At 68.1% G+C, this 22,951-nt stretch carries 21 protein-coding genes; 13 read left to right on the forward strand and 8 right to left on the reverse strand.

The features are described 5' to 3' along the window. Positions 1 to 432 precede the first annotated feature (432 nt). The 4 genes from ABZ806_RS27900 to ABZ806_RS27915 form a co-directional block, all read right to left on the reverse strand. Complete coding sequence (locus tag ABZ806_RS27900; RefSeq protein ID WP_500220364.1) at positions 433 to 2,388, reverse strand: AAA family ATPase; 1,956 nt, start codon at positions 2,386 to 2,388, stop codon at positions 433 to 435. Then, the gene (locus ABZ806_RS27905) at positions 2,385 to 2,957 is read right to left on the reverse strand and encodes a hypothetical protein (protein WP_500220365.1); all 573 of its coding nucleotides are present in this window, start codon (positions 2,955 to 2,957) and stop codon (positions 2,385 to 2,387) included. The genes ABZ806_RS27900 and ABZ806_RS27905 overlap by 4 nt, the downstream gene beginning before the upstream one ends. Then, on the reverse strand, positions 2,954 to 4,390 hold the full coding sequence (locus tag ABZ806_RS27910) for a hypothetical protein (RefSeq protein WP_500220366.1): 1,437 nt from the start codon (positions 4,388 to 4,390) through the stop codon (positions 2,954 to 2,956). Before ABZ806_RS27910 ends, ABZ806_RS27905 begins: the two co-directional genes overlap by 4 nt. 798 nt (positions 4,391 to 5,188) lie before the next feature. Further along, positions 5,189 to 5,389, reverse strand: coding sequence for a helix-turn-helix transcriptional regulator (locus ABZ806_RS27915; protein ID WP_500220367.1), 201 nt, complete (start codon positions 5,387 to 5,389; stop codon positions 5,189 to 5,191). 174 nt (positions 5,390 to 5,563) lie between these two features. On the opposite strand from ABZ806_RS27915, the gene ABZ806_RS27920 reads away from it, so the two are divergent. Beyond that, positions 5,564 to 6,397 carry a hypothetical protein gene (locus ABZ806_RS27920; protein ID WP_500220368.1) on the forward strand — a complete coding sequence of 278 codons (834 nt, stop codon included), beginning with the start codon at positions 5,564 to 5,566 and terminating at the stop codon, positions 6,395 to 6,397. A gap of 116 nt (positions 6,398 to 6,513) precedes the next feature. Here ABZ806_RS27920 and ABZ806_RS27925 read toward each other — a convergent pair whose 3' ends face one another. The 4 genes from ABZ806_RS27925 to ABZ806_RS27940 all read right to left on the reverse strand — a co-directional run bounded on the left by ABZ806_RS27925 (position 6,514) and on the right by ABZ806_RS27940 (position 11,869). Next, complete coding sequence (locus tag ABZ806_RS27925; RefSeq protein WP_500220369.1) at positions 6,514 to 8,775, reverse strand: tyrosine-type recombinase/integrase; 2,262 nt, start codon at positions 8,773 to 8,775, stop codon at positions 6,514 to 6,516. Then, positions 8,772 to 10,466: a tyrosine-type recombinase/integrase gene (locus ABZ806_RS27930; RefSeq protein ID WP_500220370.1), complete on the reverse strand. Its 1,695-nt coding sequence runs from the start codon at positions 10,464 to 10,466 to the stop codon at positions 8,772 to 8,774. Before ABZ806_RS27930 ends, ABZ806_RS27925 begins: the two co-directional genes overlap by 4 nt. Positions 10,467 to 10,576: 110 nt before the next feature. Further along, on the reverse strand, positions 10,577 to 11,554 hold the full coding sequence (locus ABZ806_RS27935; protein ID WP_500220371.1) for a C40 family peptidase: 978 nt from the start codon (positions 11,552 to 11,554) through the stop codon (positions 10,577 to 10,579). A gap of 27 nt (positions 11,555 to 11,581) precedes the next feature. After that, positions 11,582 to 11,869 carry a helix-turn-helix domain-containing protein gene (locus ABZ806_RS27940; protein WP_500220372.1) on the reverse strand — a complete coding sequence of 96 codons (288 nt, stop codon included), beginning with the start codon at positions 11,867 to 11,869 and terminating at the stop codon, positions 11,582 to 11,584. 182 nt (positions 11,870 to 12,051) lie between these two features. Between ABZ806_RS27940 and ABZ806_RS27945 the strand changes: the two genes are divergently transcribed. From ABZ806_RS27945 to ABZ806_RS28000, 12 genes are all read left to right on the forward strand, one after another. Further along, on the forward strand, positions 12,052 to 12,555 hold the full coding sequence (locus tag ABZ806_RS27945) for a hypothetical protein (protein ID WP_500220373.1): 504 nt from the start codon (positions 12,052 to 12,054) through the stop codon (positions 12,553 to 12,555). After that, complete coding sequence (locus ABZ806_RS27950; protein ID WP_500220374.1) at positions 12,552 to 12,869, forward strand: hypothetical protein; 318 nt, start codon at positions 12,552 to 12,554, stop codon at positions 12,867 to 12,869. Before ABZ806_RS27945 ends, ABZ806_RS27950 begins: the two co-directional genes overlap by 4 nt. Beyond that, on the forward strand, positions 12,866 to 13,612 hold the full coding sequence (locus ABZ806_RS27955) for a DUF8175 domain-containg protein (protein ID WP_500220375.1): 747 nt from the start codon (positions 12,866 to 12,868) through the stop codon (positions 13,610 to 13,612). The genes ABZ806_RS27950 and ABZ806_RS27955 overlap by 4 nt, the downstream gene beginning before the upstream one ends. Then, a complete protein-coding gene (locus tag ABZ806_RS27960) occupies positions 13,612 to 15,006 on the forward strand; it encodes a TrbL/VirB6 family protein (RefSeq protein WP_500220376.1) in 1,395 nt (464 codons plus the stop codon). Before ABZ806_RS27955 ends, ABZ806_RS27960 begins: the two co-directional genes overlap by 1 nt. Then, positions 14,996 to 16,471, forward strand: a complete 1,476-nt coding sequence (locus ABZ806_RS27965; protein WP_500220377.1) for an SCO6880 family protein — start codon at positions 14,996 to 14,998, stop codon at positions 16,469 to 16,471. The genes ABZ806_RS27960 and ABZ806_RS27965 overlap by 11 nt, the downstream gene beginning before the upstream one ends. Positions 16,472 to 16,489: 18 nt before the next feature. Continuing rightward, the gene (locus ABZ806_RS27970; protein WP_500220378.1) at positions 16,490 to 17,935 is read left to right on the forward strand and encodes a putative type IV secretion/conjugal transfer ATPase; all 1,446 of its coding nucleotides are present in this window, start codon (positions 16,490 to 16,492) and stop codon (positions 17,933 to 17,935) included. Further along, positions 17,932 to 19,737, forward strand: coding sequence for a type IV secretory system conjugative DNA transfer family protein (locus ABZ806_RS27975; protein ID WP_500220379.1), 1,806 nt, complete (start codon positions 17,932 to 17,934; stop codon positions 19,735 to 19,737). Before ABZ806_RS27970 ends, ABZ806_RS27975 begins: the two co-directional genes overlap by 4 nt. Before the next feature lie 105 nt (positions 19,738 to 19,842). Next, entirely contained in the window at positions 19,843 to 20,256 is a 414-nt protein-coding gene (locus tag ABZ806_RS27980; RefSeq protein WP_500220380.1) for a DUF4913 domain-containing protein, read from the forward strand. Between the two features lie 162 nt (positions 20,257 to 20,418). Then, positions 20,419 to 20,724 (forward strand): hypothetical protein, encoded by a 306-nt coding sequence (locus ABZ806_RS27985; protein ID WP_500220381.1) that lies wholly within the window; start codon positions 20,419 to 20,421, stop codon positions 20,722 to 20,724. 52 nt (positions 20,725 to 20,776) lie between these two features. Further along, complete coding sequence (locus tag ABZ806_RS27990; protein ID WP_500220382.1) at positions 20,777 to 21,598, forward strand: hypothetical protein; 822 nt, start codon at positions 20,777 to 20,779, stop codon at positions 21,596 to 21,598. A gap of 90 nt (positions 21,599 to 21,688) precedes the next feature. Beyond that, positions 21,689 to 22,090 carry a hypothetical protein gene (locus tag ABZ806_RS27995; protein ID WP_500220383.1) on the forward strand — a complete coding sequence of 134 codons (402 nt, stop codon included), beginning with the start codon at positions 21,689 to 21,691 and terminating at the stop codon, positions 22,088 to 22,090. A gap of 5 nt (positions 22,091 to 22,095) precedes the next feature. Then, positions 22,096 to 22,848, forward strand: coding sequence for a hypothetical protein (locus tag ABZ806_RS28000; protein ID WP_500220384.1), 753 nt, complete (start codon positions 22,096 to 22,098; stop codon positions 22,846 to 22,848). The last annotated feature ends 103 nt before the right edge of the window (positions 22,849 to 22,951 follow it).

The following is a 22,951-nucleotide window of genomic DNA, read 5'->3' on the forward strand; positions in this document are numbered from 1 at the left end:
GAGCGCCTGGCCGCCCGTAATCCAGGCAAGCTTGGGGGCCTGAAGGCGCAGTTCCCAGTACGTAAAGGCTGACAAGGCCACCGCCGCCACGGAGCCGAACAGGACCAGCCCTCCGTCCAGCCACGCTCTGGGCCCTCGACGATGGAGAAGGCGGGCGCGACGATCCCGACGGTGGAAGGAACGTCCCCGGTTCGTCGTGTAATGGGCGGCGTCACTGCCGCAGCAGTCCCGAGTGCTGCCGTTGCTTAGCGCAGGCGGCAGCAGCCCAGACCGCTGCCGTGCCGGGATCTCGCCGTTCCTGCGGCCGCCCCGGTACGACGCCGCATAGCGTCTGTGGCGGTCAAGATGGCGACGCCGTAACCAAAGTCGCGCCCGAAGGCGCCACGGCCCGCTGCAACGGCGACTCATCCATCTCCAGGTGCGGCTGTAATACTAAGTCGCGACATCCTCTCCTTCGGCTTCTGCGTCCGAGTCGACAAGTTTCCGTACAGCGTTGGGTCCTGGATGCAGGATGGTCGGAATGGTCGGGTTCTGGTAAGTGAAGTGGATCTCTTGGTAGTGGCGTCTGTAGTCGGCGGGGAGTTCGTTATCTGCGATGATGAGCTGAATACGTCCAGGGTTGGCATCTGCTTGGCCGACGAGCCGTCGATAGAGCGCTGCGGCCAGGCTCTCCGCCTGGAGGGCTAGGCGCGGGGTGTCAATGAGCAAGAACGCCGGGTAATGGGTCTGCCGGTCGCGGAGCGCGACGTTGAGCAGGGACGTCCAGTAGGCGACTTGGGTTGCCGTTATGATCCCGCCACCAGGGCCACTGAAGGTGGAGTACTTCTGCCCGTTGAGCATCGGAAGGTAGTTGTCGCGGTTGATGGTGGCCCGCTGAACACCGGGAATTCCCAACTCGGAGGCGGCGCGCTGGAACTCGTCGTTGAGAGCGTCGAGGACCTCGCGTTTTCTGGAATCGATAGCGTCTTGGGCCTCCCGGATGGCTCGTAGAACGCGCTCCTTGTCACTTTGAAATCGTTGGACCACCGAGCCGAGGTCGTCAACTCGATCCCATTGCCGCAGGATTTGCTCCAGGTGCTGCTGTTGCGTTCGGGCGGCCGCCAGGCGGTCGGCTGCGTCACTGAATGCCTGAAGCCGTGGCGTGAGACGCTCCGCTAGCCGGGCGTCGATTTTCGCGGTCAACGCCTCGACGAGTTGGGCTCGGTCCACTTCGGCCTGCCGGGCTCCTTCCAACTGGGCGCTGATCCCCGCAAGGTGGTCGTCCATCTCGGCGAGTTGATCGGTCAATTGGAGGATCTCGTAATGTCCACCGCGTTCAGACGCGCTGGCTTGCACCGGGTCTGGTTGCAAACAGACCCGGCAACTGGAGTCGGGGACGCTTCGGTTGGAGAGTGACTGCATGCACCTCGGGCAGACGACGAACTCGATGTCGGCCAGGCGCTCGCCCGCGTCATGCATGCGTTGGAGTCTGGCCAGGTCGGTTTGCACCCGGCGTCGTTCCACCGTGTATTCGCCGATTTGTCGGGTGAGGTGCGTGACGAGGGCGCGGGCCTCGGCCAGTCCGCGCTCTGCATCGTTGAGCATGTCCCGCAGGGCCTGCGTCTCGCGGTCTGTGATGGGGTCGACCGCGTTCCTGAGGTTCGTCTGCTCTGCTTCTGCGGCCGCCTGCGCCGCCACCGCGGTGTCGAGAGCGTTTTGGGCGTCTCGGCGGGCAGTGGTGTTGCTGTCTCTCAGGAAGGTCAGGACCGTCTGATGCTCCTTCTCAGCCTCAGCAATCTTGCCGTTGAGGCTATTGACCTCAGACTGAAGTTTCATGATGTCGGGATTGGTCAGTCCGAACAATAACTCGAATACCGCTTTACGTTTAGGCTGATAATAGTTTTCGCCACTGCGGGCGATCTCCCGGTTGATGGCCGCTTGTGGTACATAGAGGTAAGCAAAGATGTCAGCAAAGGTGATGCGGCTGCCGGCGTTGGTGCTGCCCTTGGCCGTCACGGCGGCCTTGAGGTCATCAGGAAGACCGAGCCCGGTCATCAACAGTGTGTTAAGGCTTGGCTGCGTAGCATCGATATGGTGGTCTGGAAGTCGTTCCCGGGCCGAAAGGTCGGTGACGTGTACCTTTTTACTTTTGGGAGTATCCAGGCTGCGAGAGATTTGCAGGCGAGAGTCGCCGATGGCGACCTCGAGCGTTACCTCGCGGACGTGGTTGCGTGCGATATCGGCCAACGCGGCGTTCCCACCAAAACCAAACTTGATCAGTTCGAGCAATGTGGTCTTGCCGACGCCTGTCTTTCCGGCGAGCACGGTTAGATCTGACGGGAAAGCGTAATGCACTTCGCCCTCGGTAGTGTCGAGGGTGATGGTGTTGATTCTAAATCGGACGGTCACTGGATCACCTGCCGATGGGGACGGTCCATCAGTTCGGCCAGCCGCTCATAGATCAGGTCTTTGAGGGCGCTGCCCGTCATGCCTGACGCGGCTTCGGCGATTGCGGCGCAGCGGTCGGTGGTATCCGCCCACTCTGGGGTGGCTGCCATGGCTTGGGCGAGGTCGCGCCCAGCCGGCGTCGGTACCAGCGCGACGCTGCCGCGGCGCCCGCGGGCATAGCGCAGCAGGCCGCGCCCGGTCAGCGCGCCGATCACGGGGTAGTACCGATCGTCCCACGGACCGTATCGGTAGCGCGTCATTGGGGCCTCGACGTCGGTGGGCACGGCAACGTCCTCCCGCGAAAGGTGCAGGCGTCCATCGGTGGGATCGAGGCTGTCCAATACGGTCGGCGCGAGCGCCGGATAGCGAACGAGAAAGTCGAGTTTGGCCAACTTGGTCAATCCATCGAGCTTGCCGGCATGCCCCGCCGTACGGGCTACGGCTTCCACCAACAGCAGCACCCTGGCCTGGTGGTAGGCAAGGTCCTCACGCAAGAGAGCAAGTTCCTCGGGGTCAGGTACGGTGCTCATGAGGCTGCCCTTTGTCGGGCCCGTGCTTGGGCGATCGCTGCCTGGACGTCGAAGCCTTTGCTGAACCACACCTTGCAGCGGCTGGCGAGCTCGCAGATCCCGCCGAGGAGTAGATCAAGGTCCAGATCGTCTCGACCTTCACTCGCGAGCAGGGCCTCGATCTGGGTCTGCACCTCTACCCAGAAGTCGGCTCCCCATGGACGATCGTGGGATTCTGTAGCGGCGGCCGCTTGATCACTGAGTCGATGCAGGGCACGCATGAGCCGCTCCCTCTCCATGCCCGCTGCTGGATCACCACTGGCTCGAGCCCGCCAGTAGTTCCGAAAGTCCAGTTTTAGTTGCTCGGCCCGCTCGATGCTGTTGTCCCCACAATGTCCGGCAGCCATCTTGACAGCGAGACGGCTGGTTCGGATTAGCGTCGGAAGCGGCATAAAGCCGCCCGGAAGGGCGACGGCGGTTCTCACCGCAACGTCGATATCACCAAGCGTAACGATCCTGTCGGCGAAGTCACTGTCGAGCGCGGTGCCTAGGGCCGACACCGTTGACGTATGGGCCAGGACCGGCTCAAGCCCGCCCTCAGGGCGTGGTCCGGCGGCGCGCATGCGGCTTCTGACGATTCCGAGAACCGCCTCCCAGACCGCTTCCGGTGGCGTGTCGGGATAGCCAAGCTGAGCAAGGACCGGCTTGGCGTACATGCCAGGTGCCGCATAGGCGATGTGCACTCTGCTGGGGCGGCCACACTGCAATGTTAGGATTGAGAGGAATCGTGCGACTTGTTCGCGTTGTTGAGCGGTCGGCCCGGCATTTCGGCCGCCACCGGTCATTTTCCAATGAGCAGGCAGACTGTCTGTATTGCTCAGAAGAGTCCTGGCGAACTGAGAGACCGCCTCGCCGGGGGCGCCGGCGACGACGAGTGGCTTCCCGTCCAGTCGCTGGTTCCTCAGGATGAGAACGGCCTTACCCAGCTCTTGAGGCGGACCAGCTGCCAAGCCGGCTGTCGTCACGAGGCGACATGCCGGCTTCTCGCCCAACGCAAGCCACCGTGAAAACAGATGCCCCAGCCCGCCGTCACCACGCAGCTGATTGATCGTGGTGTACGCACCGAATGACGGTTCCTTGTGCTTAGCCGACACCAGTTCAGCATCGTCGCCAAGGATCGCCACCCAGTCCTCGTGATACTCACACAGGAGCCGACGCGCCCCTGCATCAGAGAGATCTTCACCCGCGGTGAGGGCAGTCCGATAGAACTCAAGTCCGTCCGCAGCGGCCATAGAGGCCTGCCAGTCGTACAGGTCGGCCGTTCTCGCACCCGCGTCGTCGGGTGGGAGAGTGGTCATGATCAGCTGTACAGCTGACCCCTCGATTTCGGTTGAGTCCGACGACACGTTGGCAAGATAGACGACGACCTGAAGTTTCTCCAGAAGGTCACCCAAATCTTGCCTTGCTGACACACCCGCGACCTCCCGCGACACCCGAGGATGCGCCCCGGGCCCTGGGAGGCACCTCACCGGACTTCAGGAGCCAAGATGGGCCTTGCGCTCGTACGACACGCCTCATGATGGCCGGCGAACCGTTCCGGAGCGCGGCCAGCCGATCGTCTCATCGAGCGCCACGGCTGACTGGTCCCTGGAGCAACGTGGTCGAGGTGCAGTTCACCCCGACCACTTGGCCGCCAAGATCGAGCACTGCCGACGAAACGCGATCCCCGCGGGCTACACACGCCACCCGCGATCAACTCGGCGAGGACGGCCCCGAGGTAGTGCTCGTCGTAGACGAGCATGCGGTCGGTGTGTCACTCGGCTCGCAGGACGTGTCTCTGCTCGGCGAAGCAGGTCGCCGAGCAGGGGGCCCGCGCCCAACCAGTTGATTCATCGGAACTTCAGCAACTTCGCCACTGCGTACAGCCACTCGCCTGCACCGAAATCGCCGTCCGCATTGACGCCCGTCAGGAGAGAATATCGAGGCACTGCAGGTCAGAAAGGCCGACCGCTAACCTTTCCCGGATGCCGTGACCGGCAGACCCCGAATGGGCAACCTAATTGGTCGCCGGCCCCCGAAGGGGCAATAGCTTGACTGGCTCGAAGGATTCACGGAAACCCAGCCGCTGAGAGCACACGAGAAGACTGACCTCCGAGGCTTCAGCCCGCCTTACGTCAGCGAACACGAGCAGGACATGGGCAGGTAGCTCTGCGTCTGCCCATGTCCCTGTACAAGGACGAATCCTTTCATCGCTATGTGGCGTCAAGGAGCGTCAGGAGGGCGGCCGTGGGGACGCGGTAGCAGGTGCCGATGCGGATTACCTTGCAGGGGAATTGGTCGTTCTTGGCGAGTTGATAGGCGTAGGTACGGGAGAGGCCGAGGGCTCGGGCGGCCGTGACGATGTCGACGACGGCGGGCAGTTCAGCGAGGTCTGCGTGCTTGAGGGGCTGCATGGTTGGCCTCCGTGGAATTGAGTTGTGGCTGGTTGATGGCTGGTGGTCAGGTGAAGCACCAGCCGGAGTCGCAGGTGCCATCGCCGTCGTCGAGTGGGAGGGGTTCGGCGGTGGGAGTGACGTCGGCGAGGGGGCGTTGTAGCGGGTGAGGTAGACGGGGTCTTTTCCGAGGGCGTGGCGGCGTTGGCTGATGGTTGTTTCGAAGTGGCAGGCCTTGGTGAAGAGGGTTGGTTGTTCGCGGCGCATGTCTTGCCAAGTGGTGAGGCGGTGGAAGGGGCACGTTATTGCGAATATCTGGTGACGCTTGCAGTGGTGGCGCCGGTCGGGCTCTTCTCGCCCCGTGGGGGGCGCTGCCGTTCGACGTGGGCGATATTTTGTGGCTGCGGTACTGGTGGTGTGGATAGCGTCGCGCTCGTGTCCGTCGATGTTGTTGGGACGATGCGAAGGCCGGTTGGCTTGGATGTGCTTGTCGAGACGGCTCAGCGCATGTTGGCCAGGTTGCTGGGGATGGAGGGCGCGCCGTCTATCGAGGTCTTCGCGGATCGTCGCTATGAAGAAGGTCGTCGTGTCGACGCTGGTCATCGGTTGACCGGGGAGGCGCTTGAGGCCGTACTGATCGGCGATCACCTCCCTGGTCCGGTCTTGGAGCGACCGACTCTCCACTTCGAGTTTGAGATCCCCGAGACCGGTGACGGGGTCTGGCTCATGGTCATAGATCATTCGGAGCACCCGGCTGAGCCGGTTGATGCGATCTTCAGCCCCTATCGGACGTGTGCCGGGGTGGTCCTGGCCACCGTGCTCGCGCTCGCGGCTGCGGAACAGGGTGGCGGCGAGTTCCTCGATGAGGAGATCAGGATGCTGAGACCGCCGATCACCGATCCACGCCAGGTGATCGAACACACACGGCTGCACGATGAGGGAGACGATTTCGCCGCACGCTGCCAGCGGTATATGCGGCAGTTCCCGCAGCTGGGTGGCTGGCCGAGGGATGCCAGCATGGCCAGCTGAGTCCTGTGGTGCGTTTGCCGTCAGGAAGTCACGTCCTCGACATCGAATGATGTGCAGGGTTTCGATCCTGAGCTTGTTCGATCTGGTCCTGTCGTGTGCTGATGCAGGCCTGACCCTCATGACCCACGTCCGTGCAGGCTGTCGCGCAGTGCGGTGAGAGAGATGAACGCGCTGTCGTTGCCGAGTTGGCTGGGGGTGGGACCAGCGGGCGTGGGGGTGTTGGCGAGGCGTTCGGCGAGGGCGGTGACGGCGTCGCGGTCGCCTTCGAGGGCTTGGCGTTCGTCGTCGGTGAGGTCGAGTTGTTCGAGCATGCTCTCGATGCCGTCTTTAACGGACAGGAGCTGCCCTGCGTGGGACTGTTTGGGCAGGTAGAAGGGGCAGCGGGCGCAGGCGAGCCGGTGGGGGCATTTGGCGAAGAAGTCGTAGGTGCAGTAGCCGTCGCCCAGGTCGTAGTACTTCCAGGGCTGCCCATTGGAAGCCGCGCCGGACATGATGGTCTCGCGGTCGATGAGGACTTCGATGGTGCGGACGTTGCGGGCGAAGTAGTCGGCTCTCCTGTAGGCGGCGGTGAGGGTGCGTTGCAGGATCACGCCGTAATGCCGGGTGCTCGCCGGGTGTTTGTGTCCGAGCCATTGCTGCAGGTCAGCTAGTGAGAGCGGTTCGCGGGCGTTGAGTAGTTGGGTGGCGATGGTGGCGCGAGCCCGGTGGCTGGTGAGTGCCCCGCGGGAGTCGGCTTCGGGGATCCCGGCTTTGCGGCAGAGTGCGGGCAGGATGTGATTGTTGAGGTAGGCACGGCCGGTGAGCTGCCCGCGGTAGCAGAACAGGTGCTGGCGTTTCTGGCCGGTCTTGCGGTCGATGATGTCGGGCTGAGGCGAACGGACGAGCTTCCATGCCTCGATGACTTGGCCGACGACGGGGTCGACTGGCTTGGTGAACTCTCCCGAGGTCTTGTTGGCGGGGACGCGCAGCAGGCAGATCGGGTAGGCCTCGCCGCTGTCCTGGTCGGTGGCCTCGTCCCAGCGGACGCAGTCGAGTTCCAGGCGGCGGATCTCGTCGATACGGCATCCGGCGAACAGCCAGACAGCAACCAGGGCCCGGACCATTTCGACGGGGTAGTACGTGGTGTGCTGGCCTGCTGCGCGTGCACGGGGAGTTCCGTAGGGCTTGAGGTCTTCGGAATTGAGCGTGAGCCCGGCGGCCATGAGTTTGGCCCACGCGGCGTCATCGATGATCCGGGGGTTGGGGCCGAGTTGCGCCCGCCGAGACCGTGGGAGGCTAATGACGCGACGCGGATCGAAGCGCGGTTGGATCCATTCCCACTCGATCAGATCGCAGAAGAAGCCTCGGAGCGCGTCGATGCGGTTGGCCATGCCGCTGACGCCGATGGGCTCGCCGAGTCGATCGGTGTTGCGGTCGTGGCCGGCCCATTGACCAATGGCGGCTTGAAGGGTGTCGGCGACGTATTCGGCCGCCATGTCGCGGGTCCACTGGTCTGGGCTGATGGCGTTGGGGTGCTTTTCAGCCGCCCAGCGGCCGGCGATCAGCAGGACCGACACCCATGTCCGTTCGGTGCTGGGTTCGCGGGTGTTGAGTTTGCGCCAGCGTTGCACCCACTCCAGCCACTGGGGCGGGACGCTGGCCAGCGTCCCGGGTCGGGGGCCGCGTTGGTGACCGTTGCTGGTGAGGGGGTTGTTGATGATGCCTTTGTCGGCCAGGACGCGTGAGAGCTTGAAGATGCCGCGCCGCCGGGATCTGAGTCCAGCGGTCCGGGTGTCGGTGACGAATTCGTGCAGACGCTGCTCGGTGATGTCCTCCAGCCGTGGGCTTCCGCACCGCAGCAGAAGGTCGATGGTCGCGTTGGTGATCTGCCACGACAGGGCGTTCTCCGACGCTTCCCAGGCCAGTAGTGTGCCTTTGACCTCCTCCAGCGCCGGCTGCACCGCTTGGGGGCCGAACACTGCGTCGGCGAGCTTGCTCACCTGGACGATCCCGGCCCGATGGTGCAGCCGGTGGTGGGCCCCCAGCAGATGACCGAACGCCACGATCTGGAACCGGGCCTGCTTGTCGCCAGCGTTGTCGGCGGTCGCAAGGTGAACCCAGACGTCCTCGTCCCATGCCCAGCAGGTGCATTGTTGTCGATGCGTTTCGGTGAGGATCTTGTTGCGGGCGATCACGACCCGGCGCGGATCCCATCCGACGGCTACTTCCTCTAGCGGGAGAAGCAGGCGTTCCAGCGCTGCTCGCTCAGGGTCCCGTAGCCGGATGCAAGGTTGTTCCACCAGGCGTGCGAGCGTCGTTTGTTCGGCTATGGTCAGTGCGGGAATACGCTGGCTCTTCGGCCCTTGGACGAGGAAAGCGTGGCGGGCGGCCTCGGTCATCGCGTTTCCGCCAGGGTCGCTAGAAGCCGTTCGCGGTCGACCTGGACCGAAGCGGACGCCTTGCGTAGTTTGGCTGCCAGCTCACGGCCACTGAGATGGATATATCGCAGCGTGGTGGACAGGTCTCGGTGCCCGGCGTACTGGGCGATCTGGTCGATGGTCCAGTCGGCACGGGCCAGGTCGGTCAGCCTCAGATGCCGGAAGGTATGCGTGGACAGCCGTGGGACGTCGGCGGTTTTCGCGATGCCGGTCACGATCTTCGACCAACTCGACGCTTCCAGCGGCATGCCTCGGTTGCGTCGCGAAACGCTGATGAACAGACGCTGTTCCCTCCGTCCCGTCAGTGGACGGCGCTCTGCGAGGTAGGCAATGAACAGCCGCGACGTCGCCGCCCCGAAACTCACCTCGCGTGCTCGTTTGGATTTGGTCGTCTCCGCCCGCAGATGAATCAGCGAGTACGCCGGTTCGAAGTCGCCGACCTGCAGGCTGACGAGCTCTTCGCGGCGCAGCGCCCCGTCGTAGGCCAGGGCCACCATGAACCGGTTGCGCAGCGGCTCGGCCTGAACGGCATGAAGGATCTTCTGCCAGTCCCACTCGTTGGGGATCCACGGTGCCCGCTCCACTCGACGTACCAGTCCCTGCCTGGGGCGCCGTCCGCGGCGGCCGGACTGACCACGGCAGACGGGGTTGCGTTCCCGTAGTCCGTCCTCGACCAGGAACTCATAGAACGAGCGCGCTGCGATCACACGCTGCTGGATCGTTGCGTTGGACAGCCCGGAGCCGGAGTCGAGACGCACCAGTTTGGCTGCACGGGGATTCGGCCGGTCGTGCATGTCTCCGATCCACGCCGCCACGGCGTCCCGGCGAGCCTTGAGCGGGTCGACACCCGTCCGGGCACAGAACCGCAGGTGGTCCTCGACCGCCCGCCCGTACGCCTCGACCGTGTTGGGTGCCCGGCCGATGTTCGCGGTGAACTGCAGCCAGCGACGGGCGTGCTCATGCCCGGCAAGCAGGGGGAACTTCTCCCAGAGAACCGATGTCATGCCCCAGCAACGTAGGCCGCTCAGATTCCAAATAAGGCAGAACCAGCAGGCGGACTTGGGTGGGACGGGGAGGCCGGCGGAGCGGATGATGCGGGGGCGGTCGGTGCGGCGGATGCCGAGGTCCAGGAGGGGGTAGACGATGTTTTCGTAGGGTTCGTGGCGGCGGGTGTTGGCGCGGTGGATTTCGTCGAGGCTGATGCCGATGGCGATGGTGGCGGGGTTGGCAGGGCTGGCGCCGTGGGCTTTGAGCCAGCGGACGATGACGCGGATTTTGAAGTCGGTGGTGCAGGAGCGGGTGCCGGGGGCGCCATTGCTCATGCGGACGGGGATGGGCATGGAGCGGGAGCCTTCGCGCATGAGGCGGCCGTAGAGGGTTTCGGTGGTGTCGTGGCGGCGGATGCGGTGCAGTTGGCGGAGGTCGATGCCGTGGGCGGCGGCGTAGGGGGCGGCGTGGTCGCGGATGTAGGCCAGGGTGGCGGGGTGTTCGGAGTCGTCGCCGACGTCGGCGAACAGGAATGTCTGGAAGTCGATGCGTCCTTGGGCGGCCAGGACGAGGGCGGCGGTGGATTGCCAGCCGCCGCCGTAACTGAAGGCGCGGAGCGGCGCGCAGGGCGGCGGGGTTTTCGCCTTCTTCGGATGGGGTGGCATCGTCTTCGAGTCTTCGCGGTTGCGTACTGGGCGAGTGTGGCCGCGGGCGGTCCCGGGCGAGTGTGGGTCACGGCTTAGGTTCCCGTGGTGGGGCAAGGGCGGTCCTCCGGTCAGGTCTGGGTAGAGCGCGATGCCGTGGGTCTGGTGGCGCCGGTGTATTGGCGTTCGCGGTAGGGGTTGCCGGTGAACTGGGCGATGCGGACGACGTCGCCGGTGTGGGGTGCGTGGATCATCCGGCCTGAGCCGTAGTAGATGGCGACGTGGTGGATGGTGGCCGGGTTGTCGGGGTTGGTGGCGAAGAAGAGCAGGTCGCCGGGCTGGAGTTGGGCTCTGGGGACGTGGGTGCCGGCGTTGTATTGGTCGGCGGCAATGCGGGGTAGGCGGATGCCGGCCTGGGCCCAGGCGTATTGGGTGAGGCCGGAGCAGTCGAAGCCTTTGGTGCCGGCGCCTTGGGCGGTGCCGTAGGAGGGGCCGGTGGATCCGCCGCCGCCCCAGGAGTAGGGGGTGCCGAGCCAGCGCAGCGCGGCCTTGACCGCGATGGCACCGCGGCCGGTTGCTGTGGGGGCGGCGTAGCGGGCGGCTTGGGTCAGGACTTTGCGGACGTACCAGTCGGCATGGTTGTACTGCCAGATAGCGCGGCGCAGATGCTTGCCGCCTTGGCCAGCGCCGTTGGCGCACAGGTAGTAGGCGGCGCCGTGGATGGCGTCGGCGGGGTTGTAGCGGTCCTTGGTGCCGTCGTGGTCGCCGTCGGCGCCGTAGGCGGTCCAGGTGGCGGCGAGGAATTGCATGGGGCCGCCGGCTCCGGCGGCGTTTTCGCCGGAGTGGACGCCGGGGGCGGTGGAGCGGCCGTGGTCGGTTTCGATTTTGCCGATGGCGGCCAGCACGTTCCAGGGCAGGCCGGGGCAGGTGTGGGCGGCGTCGAGGTACCAGCGCAGGTAGGCGGGTGGGATGTCGCGTTTGGCTTCGGCGGTGGGCGCGCCAGCCAGGGGCGAGCCGGTGCCTGCGGCGGAGTCGTGGCCGGCTGCCAGGAAGAGCAGGCCCAGGGGGAGGGCGAGGGCGGCGGCGCATGCGGCGGCGGCGGCCTTCACCGGGTCGGCTGCCGGGATCGGGTGGGGTTAGTCCTGGGCGCCGGTGCGGGCTTGGCGTTGGGCGCGGTACCCAGCGCCCTTCTTGGGCTGAGACTCGCTAGTTGGGTCATGGGCGGCTTCCCCGGGTTGCTGGTGGGGCTGCCGCAGCACCTGTCGGACTGCTTGCCAGGAGTAGCGGAAGTCCTTGCCGGTTTTGAGGGCGGGGATCTGCCCGGCGTTGGCCATCCGGCGGACGGTCTGGGGTGAGAGGCCGAGTTTGGTCGCGAGTTCGGCGGTGGTGAGGACGTCGGGGTCGCGGCCGGGTGTCTCGGTCATCGGTGGGGCTCCTGGGTGGGCGGTCACGGTTGTCCTTCCAGTGTGGCGGATCGGGTGCTGCGGAAGCTTCCTGTTCGACGTGATGCCGTTGTCTGAATTTGTTTGGCGATGCTTGCGCTCTGTTATGTTGCCACGTACCGTGATCGTTCAGCAACTCAGTGCATCGATTCGGGGGTATGTGGGTGAGTCTTCGACAAACCAGACCAAGCCCGGCCGACCAGGCAGGCGGCCAGGCGGGCGAGGACCTGGACGTGGTCGTGGCCGGCGCGCACGGCGGCGCCGGGACCTCCACGCTTGCGGCGTTGCTGCCGGCGCTGTGGGACCTGGGGTCGATCGGGCCGCTGCTGGAGTTCGACCGCCCGCCGCTGCAGGCCAGGGGCCGTCCGGTGGTGCTGGCGGTCCGCAACACCGCGGTGGCGGCCAAGGACGCCACCACGGCGATCGGAGCCCTGGCCGACTGGGACGAGCGGGTGGCGGCGCTGGCGATCGTCAGTGACGGCGGCCCGGAGTCGCGGGAGGCCACGGCCCGGTTCGCGCTGCTGGAGGGACGACGGGTCGGCGGTGTGGTACGGGTCCCGCATGTGCGGGCGCTGCGGCTGGTGGAGGACCCCTCCCAGGTCGTCCTGCCGGGCAAGGCACGCCAGGCACTCGACGAGCTTCGTCGGCTAGCGGACGGGAGGGCGTGATCGTGCTGACCTCGTTCACCCTGACCGCGCTGGCGGCGCTGGCGCGGCTGGACGGGAGTGTGGAGGTGCCCGATCCGCCTCCGGAGGCGCCGCCGGGGCTGGATCAGAAGATGGAGACGCTGCTGGCGTGGGGCAAGTGGGGCGTGCTGATCTGCGGCGTCGCCGGCCTGTTCATCTGCGCGGGCCAGATGGCCATCGGCCGCAAGAACCGCTCTACGTTCGCCGCCGACGGCGCGACCGGCATCCCGTGGGTGCTGGGCGGGCTCAGCCTGGCGGCCACGGCGGCCCCGATCGTCGGGGTGTTCTTCAAATGAACCAACCAACCAAGGACATAGGGCAGCCGGGCGGCGTGCCGTGGCGGCGCCGCGGCCGGGTCATCGCGGTGACCGTGGTCGGCGGCGGAGTGCTGCTCGGCATGGCCGTGCCCTCAATCTTCAGGGCGGCCCCCACAAGCACCCCGGTGATCGTGCGAACGACCACACAGGCCAGGCAGCTGGTGAATGCCCCGCAGGTGTCGTTCGCCGGGGTGTCGTGGCGGGACTACCACGGCATCGCGCTCCCCTACTCGCCGCAGGACGGCCCCCGCAACACCGAGGGTGATCTGGCGGCCGGGTTCGCGCGGACGCCGCGGGGTGCGCTGCTGGCCGCGGTGCATATCGCGGTGCGGGCCGGGATGCAGTGGGGTACGGAGGTGTTCGGGCCGACCATCCAGCGGCAGGTCATCGGTCCCGATACCGATGTGCTGATGGACTCGACCCGCGACGCCTACGAAAAGCACCGGGGTGACCGCCCGGATGGGGAGCCGCTCGGCCGCGGCTATGTGGTGCTGGAGGGGTTCCGCTGGCTGGGCTACACGCCCGAGGTTGCGAGCGTGGATCTGCTGTCGGCCGGTCCCGGCGACAGTGATGTGACCGTCCGGGCCGTGACGCGGCTCCAGCTGCGCTGGCAGGGCGGTGACTGGCGCGTCGTCGCCCCACCTGGCGGGACCTGGGCCGGGGCGGCGGCCCCGATCACTTCGCTGGACGGCTACGTCCGCTTCCCGCGCGGGAGCCACTGATGGATCCCCTGCTTCCCCGGCTGCCCGGGCTTCCGCCGGATCCGTGCTCGCCAGTCCTGGATCCGGCGTGCGTGCAGCCGGTGGACAACGATGACGGCGGCGGCAACCCGCTCCTGCCGAACCTGCCTGGTCTGCCCGATATCCCGGGGGCGATCGGCGGGCACGTGCTGGACGAGATGGCCGAGTCGTTCCGGTCGGCGACCGGGTGGCTGATCTCCACCACCGCGTCCTGGTGGGTGCACACTCCCTCCCCCGATCTGCAGGACACGCCGACGATCGGATACCTGCAGCTGCTGGTCCGGCCGTTGACGGTCGCGGTGGCGGTGCTGGCGTTGCTGGCGGTGGCCGCGCGGATGGCGTTGTCGCGCAAGGCGCTGCCGCTGGTGGACGCCGGCCGTGGACTGGCCGTCCTGGCGGTGGTCGCTGTGATCGGGACGGTGGTGCCGAACCTGTTGCTGCAGTGGGGCGACCAGTGGTGCAACTGGGTCCTCAGCGCGTCCTCCGACGGGGACTTCGCCAAGCGCATGACCCAGATCGTGGCGTTCCCGAGTGCCACGCCGCGCGCACTGGTCCTCATCCTGTGCCTGTTCGCGCTGGTCATTGGGCTCGTCCAGGCGATCCTGCTGCTGTTTCGCGGGGCGGCGCTGGTCATTCTGGCCGGGCTGCTGCCGCTGGCTGCGGCAGGGATGATCACCACCTCGACCAAGGCATGGTTCCCGCGCGTGGCGGGCTGGATGCTTGCGCTGATCTTCTACAAGCCGGCCGCGGCGGCGGTGTATGCGACCACGTTCACGCTGGTCGGCAAGGGCAAGGACCTACACACGGTCCTGATGGGGTTCGCGATGATGCTGATCAGCCTGATCGCCTTCCCCGTACTGCTGAAGTTCTTCACCTGGACCACCGGCGGCACCGACTCCAGTACCGGGGGCGGGATGCTCGGCGCATTGATGAGCAGCGCCGCCGCGCTCGGCGCGCTGCGCGCCTACGGCGGCGGCGGTGCCGGGGGTGGCCAGGCCGGCTCGGTCAGCGAGCACACCACCTACCTCAAGCAGCAGCTCGAGGACGCCACGCCACCCGGCGACGATGCTTCAGACCAGCCGCCCACCCCGCCTGAGCCGCCGTCCGACCCGCATTCGCAGGCCAATCCGGGTGGCCACGGCGTCGACTCGACCGCCACGCCGGGGAGCGGTCGGTCCGACGCCGGCTCGTCCGGGACGGGCGGGACTGGGTGGGCGCCACCGGACGGTGGTCAGGGGGAACCGGTCGGCCCTGCCGTCGTCCGGACGGCCGAACAGGAGCGGCAGCGGGGCGAGGACGCGGTCCGGTGGGCCGCGACCGGCGGGGTCGGCGGCCCGACCGGCGCGGCCAGTGAAGGGGGCGGCCATGGGGCATGACGTCCGCACTTATGGGGGATGGCGGCGCCGGCACGGCATCGGTCTGCTCGGCCTGGACACCGCCTCCACCTTCATCGCCCTGGCCGCGGCGATGCTGCTGGTCCTGGTCGCCGCCATTGCCCCGGACCTGCTGCTCTATCTGCTCCCGCCGACGCTGATCGGCGGCGGGCTCGGACTGCTCCGCATTGGTGGCGTCCCGGTGGCGCGGCTGGTGCTGGCGCGGTGCCGGTGGCGGTGGGCCGTGTGGCGCGGTCACACCCGCTACCGGGCCGGGGTCGTCATCGATCATCCGCGCGCGTTCCAGCTTCCGGGGGTGCTGGCGCCGTTGACGCTGCTGAGCGCCGAGGACGGGTACGGCGGCCGGTACGGGATCGTGTGGGACCGCCGCACCGGACTGCTCACCGCCACGTTGCGCGTCGTGCCCACCTCGACCTGGCTGGCCGACCAAGCTGACGCCGACGCCTGGGTCGCCGGGTGGGGCGGCTGGCTGGCCTCCCTCGGGCACATGCCCGCCATCCGGTGGGTGACCGTCACGGTCGATACCGCCCCTGAACCGGGGTCCACCCTCGCCGACGCCGTCGGCCGCGCCGTCGTCCCCACTGCGCCCGCCCCGGCGCGCACCATCATGAGCGAACTGGTCCGCACCGCTCCCGCCGCGGCCGCCGATGTCGACACCCGCGTGTCGATCACCTTCGACCCCAAGGCGTCCTCGGCGCGTCCGAAGGACTTGTACGAGGCGGTCGCCGAGCTGGGCCGGACGCTAGACGGGCTGGCGTCCCGGCTCGGTGGCTGCGGCGTCTCCGTTCTAGGCCGGGCCACGGCCGCGGAGATCGCCGGGGCGGTGCGTACCGCGTTCGACCCCAATGCGCGCGGAGAGGTCAACCGGCTCCTGGCCGGGCCGGACGCGCATGAGGCTCTGGGCTGGTGTGATGCGGGGCCGGTGGCCGCGACCGAGCACACCGGCCACTACGAGCACGACGGCGGATGCTCGGTGAGCTGGGCGTGGCATGAGCCGCCGCGTCAGAACGTCCGCTCCGACGTCCTGGCCCGCCTGGTGGCGCCCGGCCCGTTCCCCAAGCGCGTCACCCTGCAGTACCGGGCGCTGCCGGCCGCGGCGGCGAGCCGGGTGCTGCAGCAGGAGGTGAACGCGGCGGCGTTCCGGACTCAGTTCCGGCGCCGTACCGGGCGCGATGAGACCGCCCGCGACAGTTGGGATTGGGCGCGCGCCCGGCAGGCCGCCGCCGAGGAGGCCATGGGTGCCGGGGTGTGCCTGGTCTCGCTGTACGCCACCGTCACCGCCACTGACCCCGTCCAGGTCCGACGCGCCGCCGCGCACGTGGAGGCCGCGGCCGACTCGGCCAAGATCCGGCTGCGGCGCCTGTGGGGCAGCCAGGCCGCCGGGTTCGCCACCACCCTGCCGTGCGGCATCTGCCCGCCCGAACTGTCCCGCCGCCTCATCCACTAACACCCGTGGGAGTCACGCTTGCCGAACGCCGAAACCTTGGCCATGTCCGAACCGCTCGCCCCACCCTGGGGGTGGCGCGGGCACGGCGCCGGACGCGCCGCGCACGTCGAACCCGCACCCGAATACCAGGCCACCACCAGCCAGGTCTGCGGCCTGTACCCCTTCACCGCCGGATCCGGCACCCCCACCGCCGGCACCCCCGTCGGACGCCACCAACTGTGGGGCGAAGTCGTCTGCCTCGACCCCCTCGCCTGGCTGCGGGAGGGACTGGTCACCAACCCCGGCATGTTCGTCCTCGGACAACCCGGCACCGGCAAATCCACCCTGGTCAAACGCCTGGTCACCGGCTCCGTCGCCACCGGCACCACACCGATCATCCTCGGCGACACCAAACCCGACTACACCCGCCTGGTCGACTACCTGGGCGGGCAGGTCATCCGCGTCGGACGCGGCGCCGACCGCATCAACCCCCTGGACGCCGGCGCCCTCGACCAAGCACGCCGCCGCCTTTCGGGAGCCGACGCCGAAACTCTGCGCTGGGAAGTACGCTCCCGCCGCCTGTCTCTGCTCCTGGCCCTGGCGACTCTGGTCCGCGAGGCCCGGATCACCAACGCCGAAGAAGTGGTCCTGGGCCGCGCCATCGACCTCCTCGACCACCGCCTCGACCGCGAACCCACCATCGTCGACGTCCTGCGCCTCCTCGAAGAGGGACCGGGCGAACTGCGAGGAGCGGCCCGCACCGATTCGAGCGACGCCTACCGCGCCCAGACCCGCGACCTGGTCTTCACCCTCGACCTGCTCATATCCGGGTCCCTGGCCGGGGTGTTCGACGCCGCCACCACCCGGCCGCTGGACCTGGACGCGCCCGCGATCAGCGTCGACATCTCCCGCGTCCGCGCCGCCGGCGACAAACTCCTCACCGCCGCGATGCTGTGCACCTGGGCCTACGCCTTCGGCATGGTCGACGCCGCCACCGCCCTCGCCGACCTGGGCGCCGCCCCGCGCCGCTCCTACCTCGGCGTCATGGACGAGTTGTGGCGCGCGCTACGCGGCGCCCCCGGCCTGGTCGAGCACGCCGACGCCCTCACCCGCCTCAACCGCGCCAAAGGCATGGCCTCGGTCATGATCACCCACTCCCTCGCCGACCTGGACGCGCTGGCCACCGAGGAAGACCGCGCCAAGGCCAAAGGGTTCGCCGACCGCTCCGCCATCACCGTCCTGGCCGGACTCCCGCCCCGCGAACTGGCCCGCGTCCACCAGATCACCCCGCTCACCGGCCCCGAACAGCACCTCGTCACCTCCTGGTCGGCACCCGACTCCTGGCAACCCGGCGCCCGCCACCCCGGCCGCGGCAAATACCTCATCAAAACCGGCGAACGCCTCGGCATCCCCGTCGAACTCTCCCTCGTCGGCCCCGAAACCGACCTCTACGACACCGACCACGCCATCCGGACGACCGCATGACCCGGGCATTGGGGCCACGCGCATCACTGTGGCACTCCAACACCGGCGCCGCATGGCTGATACTCGCCGCCTGCTGGACACCCATCGCCGGGCTGTGGATCGTGTGGGCCGCGGCCAAGCTGGGAGCGGTCGCGGCGGGCGGGACGGTCATGCCGTTCGGCACCGACTTCGCGGTCACCCTCGCCCGGGGACGGACCGATCTGGCCTGGCCGGGGACACCGACATGGCTTGTCCTGTTCATCCTCCTTCTGCTGGTCATTGCACTGTCCTGCGCCGTCTGGGAGATCTGGCCGAAGATCGCGCGACGTTTTCCACAGCCTGGGGATCCAGTTGCCGCGCTCGGCGACAACCCCGGACTGACCGCTCTCCAGCCGGACGCGACCGCACGCAAGGCGATCGCGCTGCGGCGTTCTCTCGCCAAATCCGACCCCAGTGACTTGGAGCCAGACGACATCGGTCTCGTCCTGGGGGACGTCCTGTTGCCGGGCGACCGGAGCGGGCCGACATTGTTCGCCTCGTTCGAGGACACCGTCGTGGCGTTCATGGCGCCGCGGTCGGGCAAGACGACCACCCAGTCGATCCCGCACGTGCTGTCGGCGCCCGGACCGGTCATCGCGACCAGCAACAAGGCCGACCTGTGGTCGGCCATCGCGACCGTCCGCGCCGAACGCAGCGGCGGGAAGATCTGGCTGTTCGATCCGCAGCACATCACCTACCAGCCGCAAGCCTGGTGGTGGAACCCGCTCGCCGGACTGTCCACCGTCGAAGACGCCCACCGCCTGGCCGGGCACTTCGTCCTCACCGTCGACGACGGCCAGAAGAAGGACCTGTGGGGGCCGGCCGCGCAAGACCTGCTGTGCGCCCTGTTCCTGGCCGCCGCCACCTCCGCCCGGTCACTGCACCACGTCGCCCGGTGGCTGGACGAGCCGGCCGTCCCGACCCCGATCGAACTGCTCCAGGAGGCCGGGTTCCAGCTGATGGCCTCCTCGTTGAAAGGCACCCAGAACGGCGCAGTGGAGACCAGGGACGGGATCTACCAGACCGCCCGCACCGCCGCCAAAGCCCTCCGCGACCAGGAGATCCTCGCCTGGGTCACCCCCGACCGCGGCCTGCCCGTCTTCGACCCGCACGCGTTCGCCGGCTCACGCGACACCCTGTACCTGCTGTCGAAGTCGCTATCGGCCGCCGCGCCGCTGATAGCCGCACTCACCGACACCACCATGCGCGCCGCCGAACGCCGCGCCGAACAAGCCGGCGGACGCCTCGACCCTCCCCTGATCGTCGCACTGGACGAGGCCGCCAACATCTGCCGCATCGCCGACCTGCCCCAGCTGTACTCCCACCTGGGCTCACGCGGAATCATCCCGGTCACCATCCTGCAAAGCTACGAGCAGGGCGTCACCGTCTGGGGCGAACCCGGCATGGCCGCACTCTGGGGCGCCGCCACCCGCAAACTCATCGGCGCCGGCATCGACTCGCCGCGGCTCGTGCGCGACCTGGCCACCCTCATCGGACAGCACGACGTGCCCGTCCGATCCATCACCTACAGCGACGGACGCGCCAGCGAACAGATCTCCCTGCGCCGCCAGGAAATCCTCGAAGGCGCCGACATCCGCGCCCTGCCCGCCGGGACCGCCCTGCTGCTGGCCACCGGCACCAAACCCGCCCTCATCCGGCTCCGCCCCTGGTACAGCGGGCCGCACGCCGCCCCCATCAGCAAAGCCATCACCACCGCCAGCGCCGCGATCGCCGAGGCCGCCCGCCGCCACCACGACCGCCCCGACACCGAGCCCACGACTTAGCCCGCACCACCGACCTAACCCCGCACCACGCTCCGCACACGTCCACGTCCGCAGAGAAAGGGGCCTTCACATGCACACATCCACCGCTTTGGAGGCTTCAGCTTCATGTCCGATCCTGCCCCGTCCGCGAACGCCGGCAGGCGTTCCGAGTCGCTGTACCCGGATGTCACCGCCTGGGTGAGCGAGCACTTCGTCCCGATGTACCGGCGCACGCTCGGCGGAGAGTTCCGCTGGTGCGCCGAATGGTGGCGGCACGGCGAGGCCATCTCCCGCCTCACCGCACTGTGGTTCGCCTGGGAAGCGATGCGGCTGCAAGGCGCCACAGGCATGGCCCTGTGGTACCGCGACCACCTCGACCACCAACTCCCCGTCCTCCTCGGCCCACGCGGCCCCTTCTACCAGTGCACCGAAAACGAGCACCTCGCCCCGCACGAAGCCCGCCTCGTGGCCGTCCCCACCGGCTGGCTCGGCTTCACCACCGCCACCACGGCCCCGGCTCCGGGACCGGTGCACGCATGAACGAGCGCATGGAAGCGACCGCGCTGGCGCTGGACGCCTACCAGCAGCACCTGTTCGGCGACCTGGCCAACGGGCACCGCACCGACCACGCCGAAGCCGAAGGACTCCTGCACGCCCCTGGTCGTCGACCTCATCAACTACGGCGAAGGCAACCACCTGGACGTGGTCGACCTGCTGGACGCCCTCGTCCAGGCCCGCCTCGACCGCGGCGGCGCCCTCACCAACCCCCGCTACAGCTTCCGCCTCAACACCGAAGTCCAGTTCCGCAACCACGGCGCCGAACCCCACCGGGGATTCATCACCGAACTGAAATCCTCCGGCCCCGGACAGGATCCCGAGTGCGTGCTGCGCATCCCCGGGATCATCGACCCGCCCCAGCAGCCGGGCCCCTCCAACTCCGAAGACTCACCGGCAGCCACCAGGCCCAAGCCGGACAACCCGCCACGCCCGCGCAGGCATCGCCCTTGACCGCCCAACTCCTCGCCCGTCACACCACCCGACCGACACGCATGGAGGTTGCATGACCGAAGCCGGCACCGCCGAATTCGCCGAGTTCGGAGCCGCAGCCCTGGACGCCTTCCAAGCGCTGTTCGAGGAGACCGAACACCTCGACCATCGCGGCAACACCGTCCACGCCCGCGAACTCCTCGGCGATCTGCTGATCGACCTGATGCACTACGCCGACCACCGCGGCCTGGAGTTCAACGACATCCTCGCCCAAGCCAACGGCTACTACCTCAGCGAACACAACAGCCCCGACGTCCTCGCCATCGGCACCACCGTCCAACTCGACGGACCCGCCGCCGACGAGGCGATCCTGCTCAGCGCACCGACCCGCGGCACCGTCACCGGACTCCTGGTCCCCCACGACGGCCCCACCGAGTACGACGTGCACTTCCTCGGCCAGACAGGCAGCCGCACCATCATCGCCGCCGACCTCAAGCCGGCCCCGCCCTTCCCGTCCACACCCACCAGCCAGGGCGTCATCGGCAACCCGCTTCGGGCCGAAGAGACCCTCGTGGAGACCATGGCCCGGATCGGCCGCGCCGACCTGAACGGTGTCCAGCCGGCACAAGAGGACCTCAACGACCACCACGCCCTACTGGATGCCCTCACGGCCTGGAACGTCATCGACGAACGCGAGGTCACCGACCTGCTGCTGGCCAAAGTGGAACCGCGCCTCACCACCCCACCTGCATCCGCCGGGACAGCGCTCAGCCCGGCCCAGCTCGCCGCGCGCGACTTCCCCATCCCGCTGGCCCAAGAGCTCACCGGTCACCAACCCGCCGCCCGGCAGCGTCCCGCCACCTCTCCCGCACCACACCACCGACACCGCCCATAGCCAGCTTCACCTGCACAGACTCCAGCACAACACTCGCCGCACCACGACTGCTTGTGCCACGGCGCCCTCAAGGCCGCGGGCATCGACACCATGGAGGTTCCGCTGAAGCACTTCTTCGACTACGCCACCCGGCAGATCAAGACCGCCGACTCCCTGCCCGCGCTCCTGGCCGCCGCTTTCATGGGGCTGGATCTGATCGAGCGCGCCGCCACCGTCCTGGCCCAAGCCGTACCCGAGGACGCCTACCGGACCGCACTCGCGGACGTATCCGACGCCTGGTGGGCGCTCGCCGAGGCCCCCTCGCTGGCCTGGCCCGATCGCTCCATGCCCGACACCGAGATCCCCGAGTTCACCGAGGCCATCGCCGCACTGGTGATGGCCGTGGCCGAAGCGCTCCTCAACGTCGCCTCCAAGACCACCAAGCCCGCCGACCGGGTGGCGTGCCTGCGCGCCGTCCACCACGCCGGCAACGTCGCCGCGGCCCTGAGGTGACCGCCATGCCCCTTGCCGGCAGACGCCTCGACCGCGCCACCCACGCCCTGACCGCCTACGAGAACGACGCCTTCCCCGGCAAGCCCTCGCTCCTGCAGCGTGACGCCTTCTACACCCAAGCGCTGCTCGCGGCGCTGGTCTGCGACCTGGAGCACTACGCCCACCAGCACGGCATCAACTTCACCTCCGCCCTCAGCACCGGCCGCGCCCTCAACGCCGCAGAAGTCGCCGAGGACGCCCCGTACAAGGTCGGCGACCAGGTCCGTCTCACCCGCCACGACGACCGGTGCGGCACCGTCATCGGCTGGCAGACCACCGGCCCCGACCCTGACACGACCTTCCTGATCGCGGTCCCCGGCATCCCGTTCATCTACGCCGAACCCGCCACCCACCTGGCACCCGCGCCTGCCTTCCCGCCCACCCAGACGGCCCTGGGCACCGTCCACCACGCCGACCAGGCCGAAGACCTCTACACCACCATCACCACCCGGCTCGCGAACGCCCCAGAACCAGCCCGGCACGCCCTCGAACACGACCGGCGGCGGCTCCTAGCCGCGCTGAGCACCTGGAGCGGCATCACCCAAACCCGACTGCACGACGTACTCGCCCCGCACCCCACCCCGAGCAGACACCAATCCACCGACACCACAGCCGCCGCCACGGACTCCTACACCGACATCAACCCGAGCCCGCCCACGGCAGGCCCGCACCCCCACGGCCGTGAGGAGCCGCCGCGCTCTCCCGCAGCCCAGTCCTGACCGCCCAGTCCTGACCGCCCGGACCCGACCACCCGAACCCAGCCACCGAGCAGCCTGCCGTTGTCCACAGAAACACGCCCCACCGCCGCCACACCACGGCCGG

It is taken from the genome of Spirillospora sp. NPDC047418 (assembly GCF_040643275.1).
Taxonomy (GTDB): Bacteria; Actinomycetota; Actinomycetes; order Streptosporangiales; family Streptosporangiaceae; genus Spirillospora.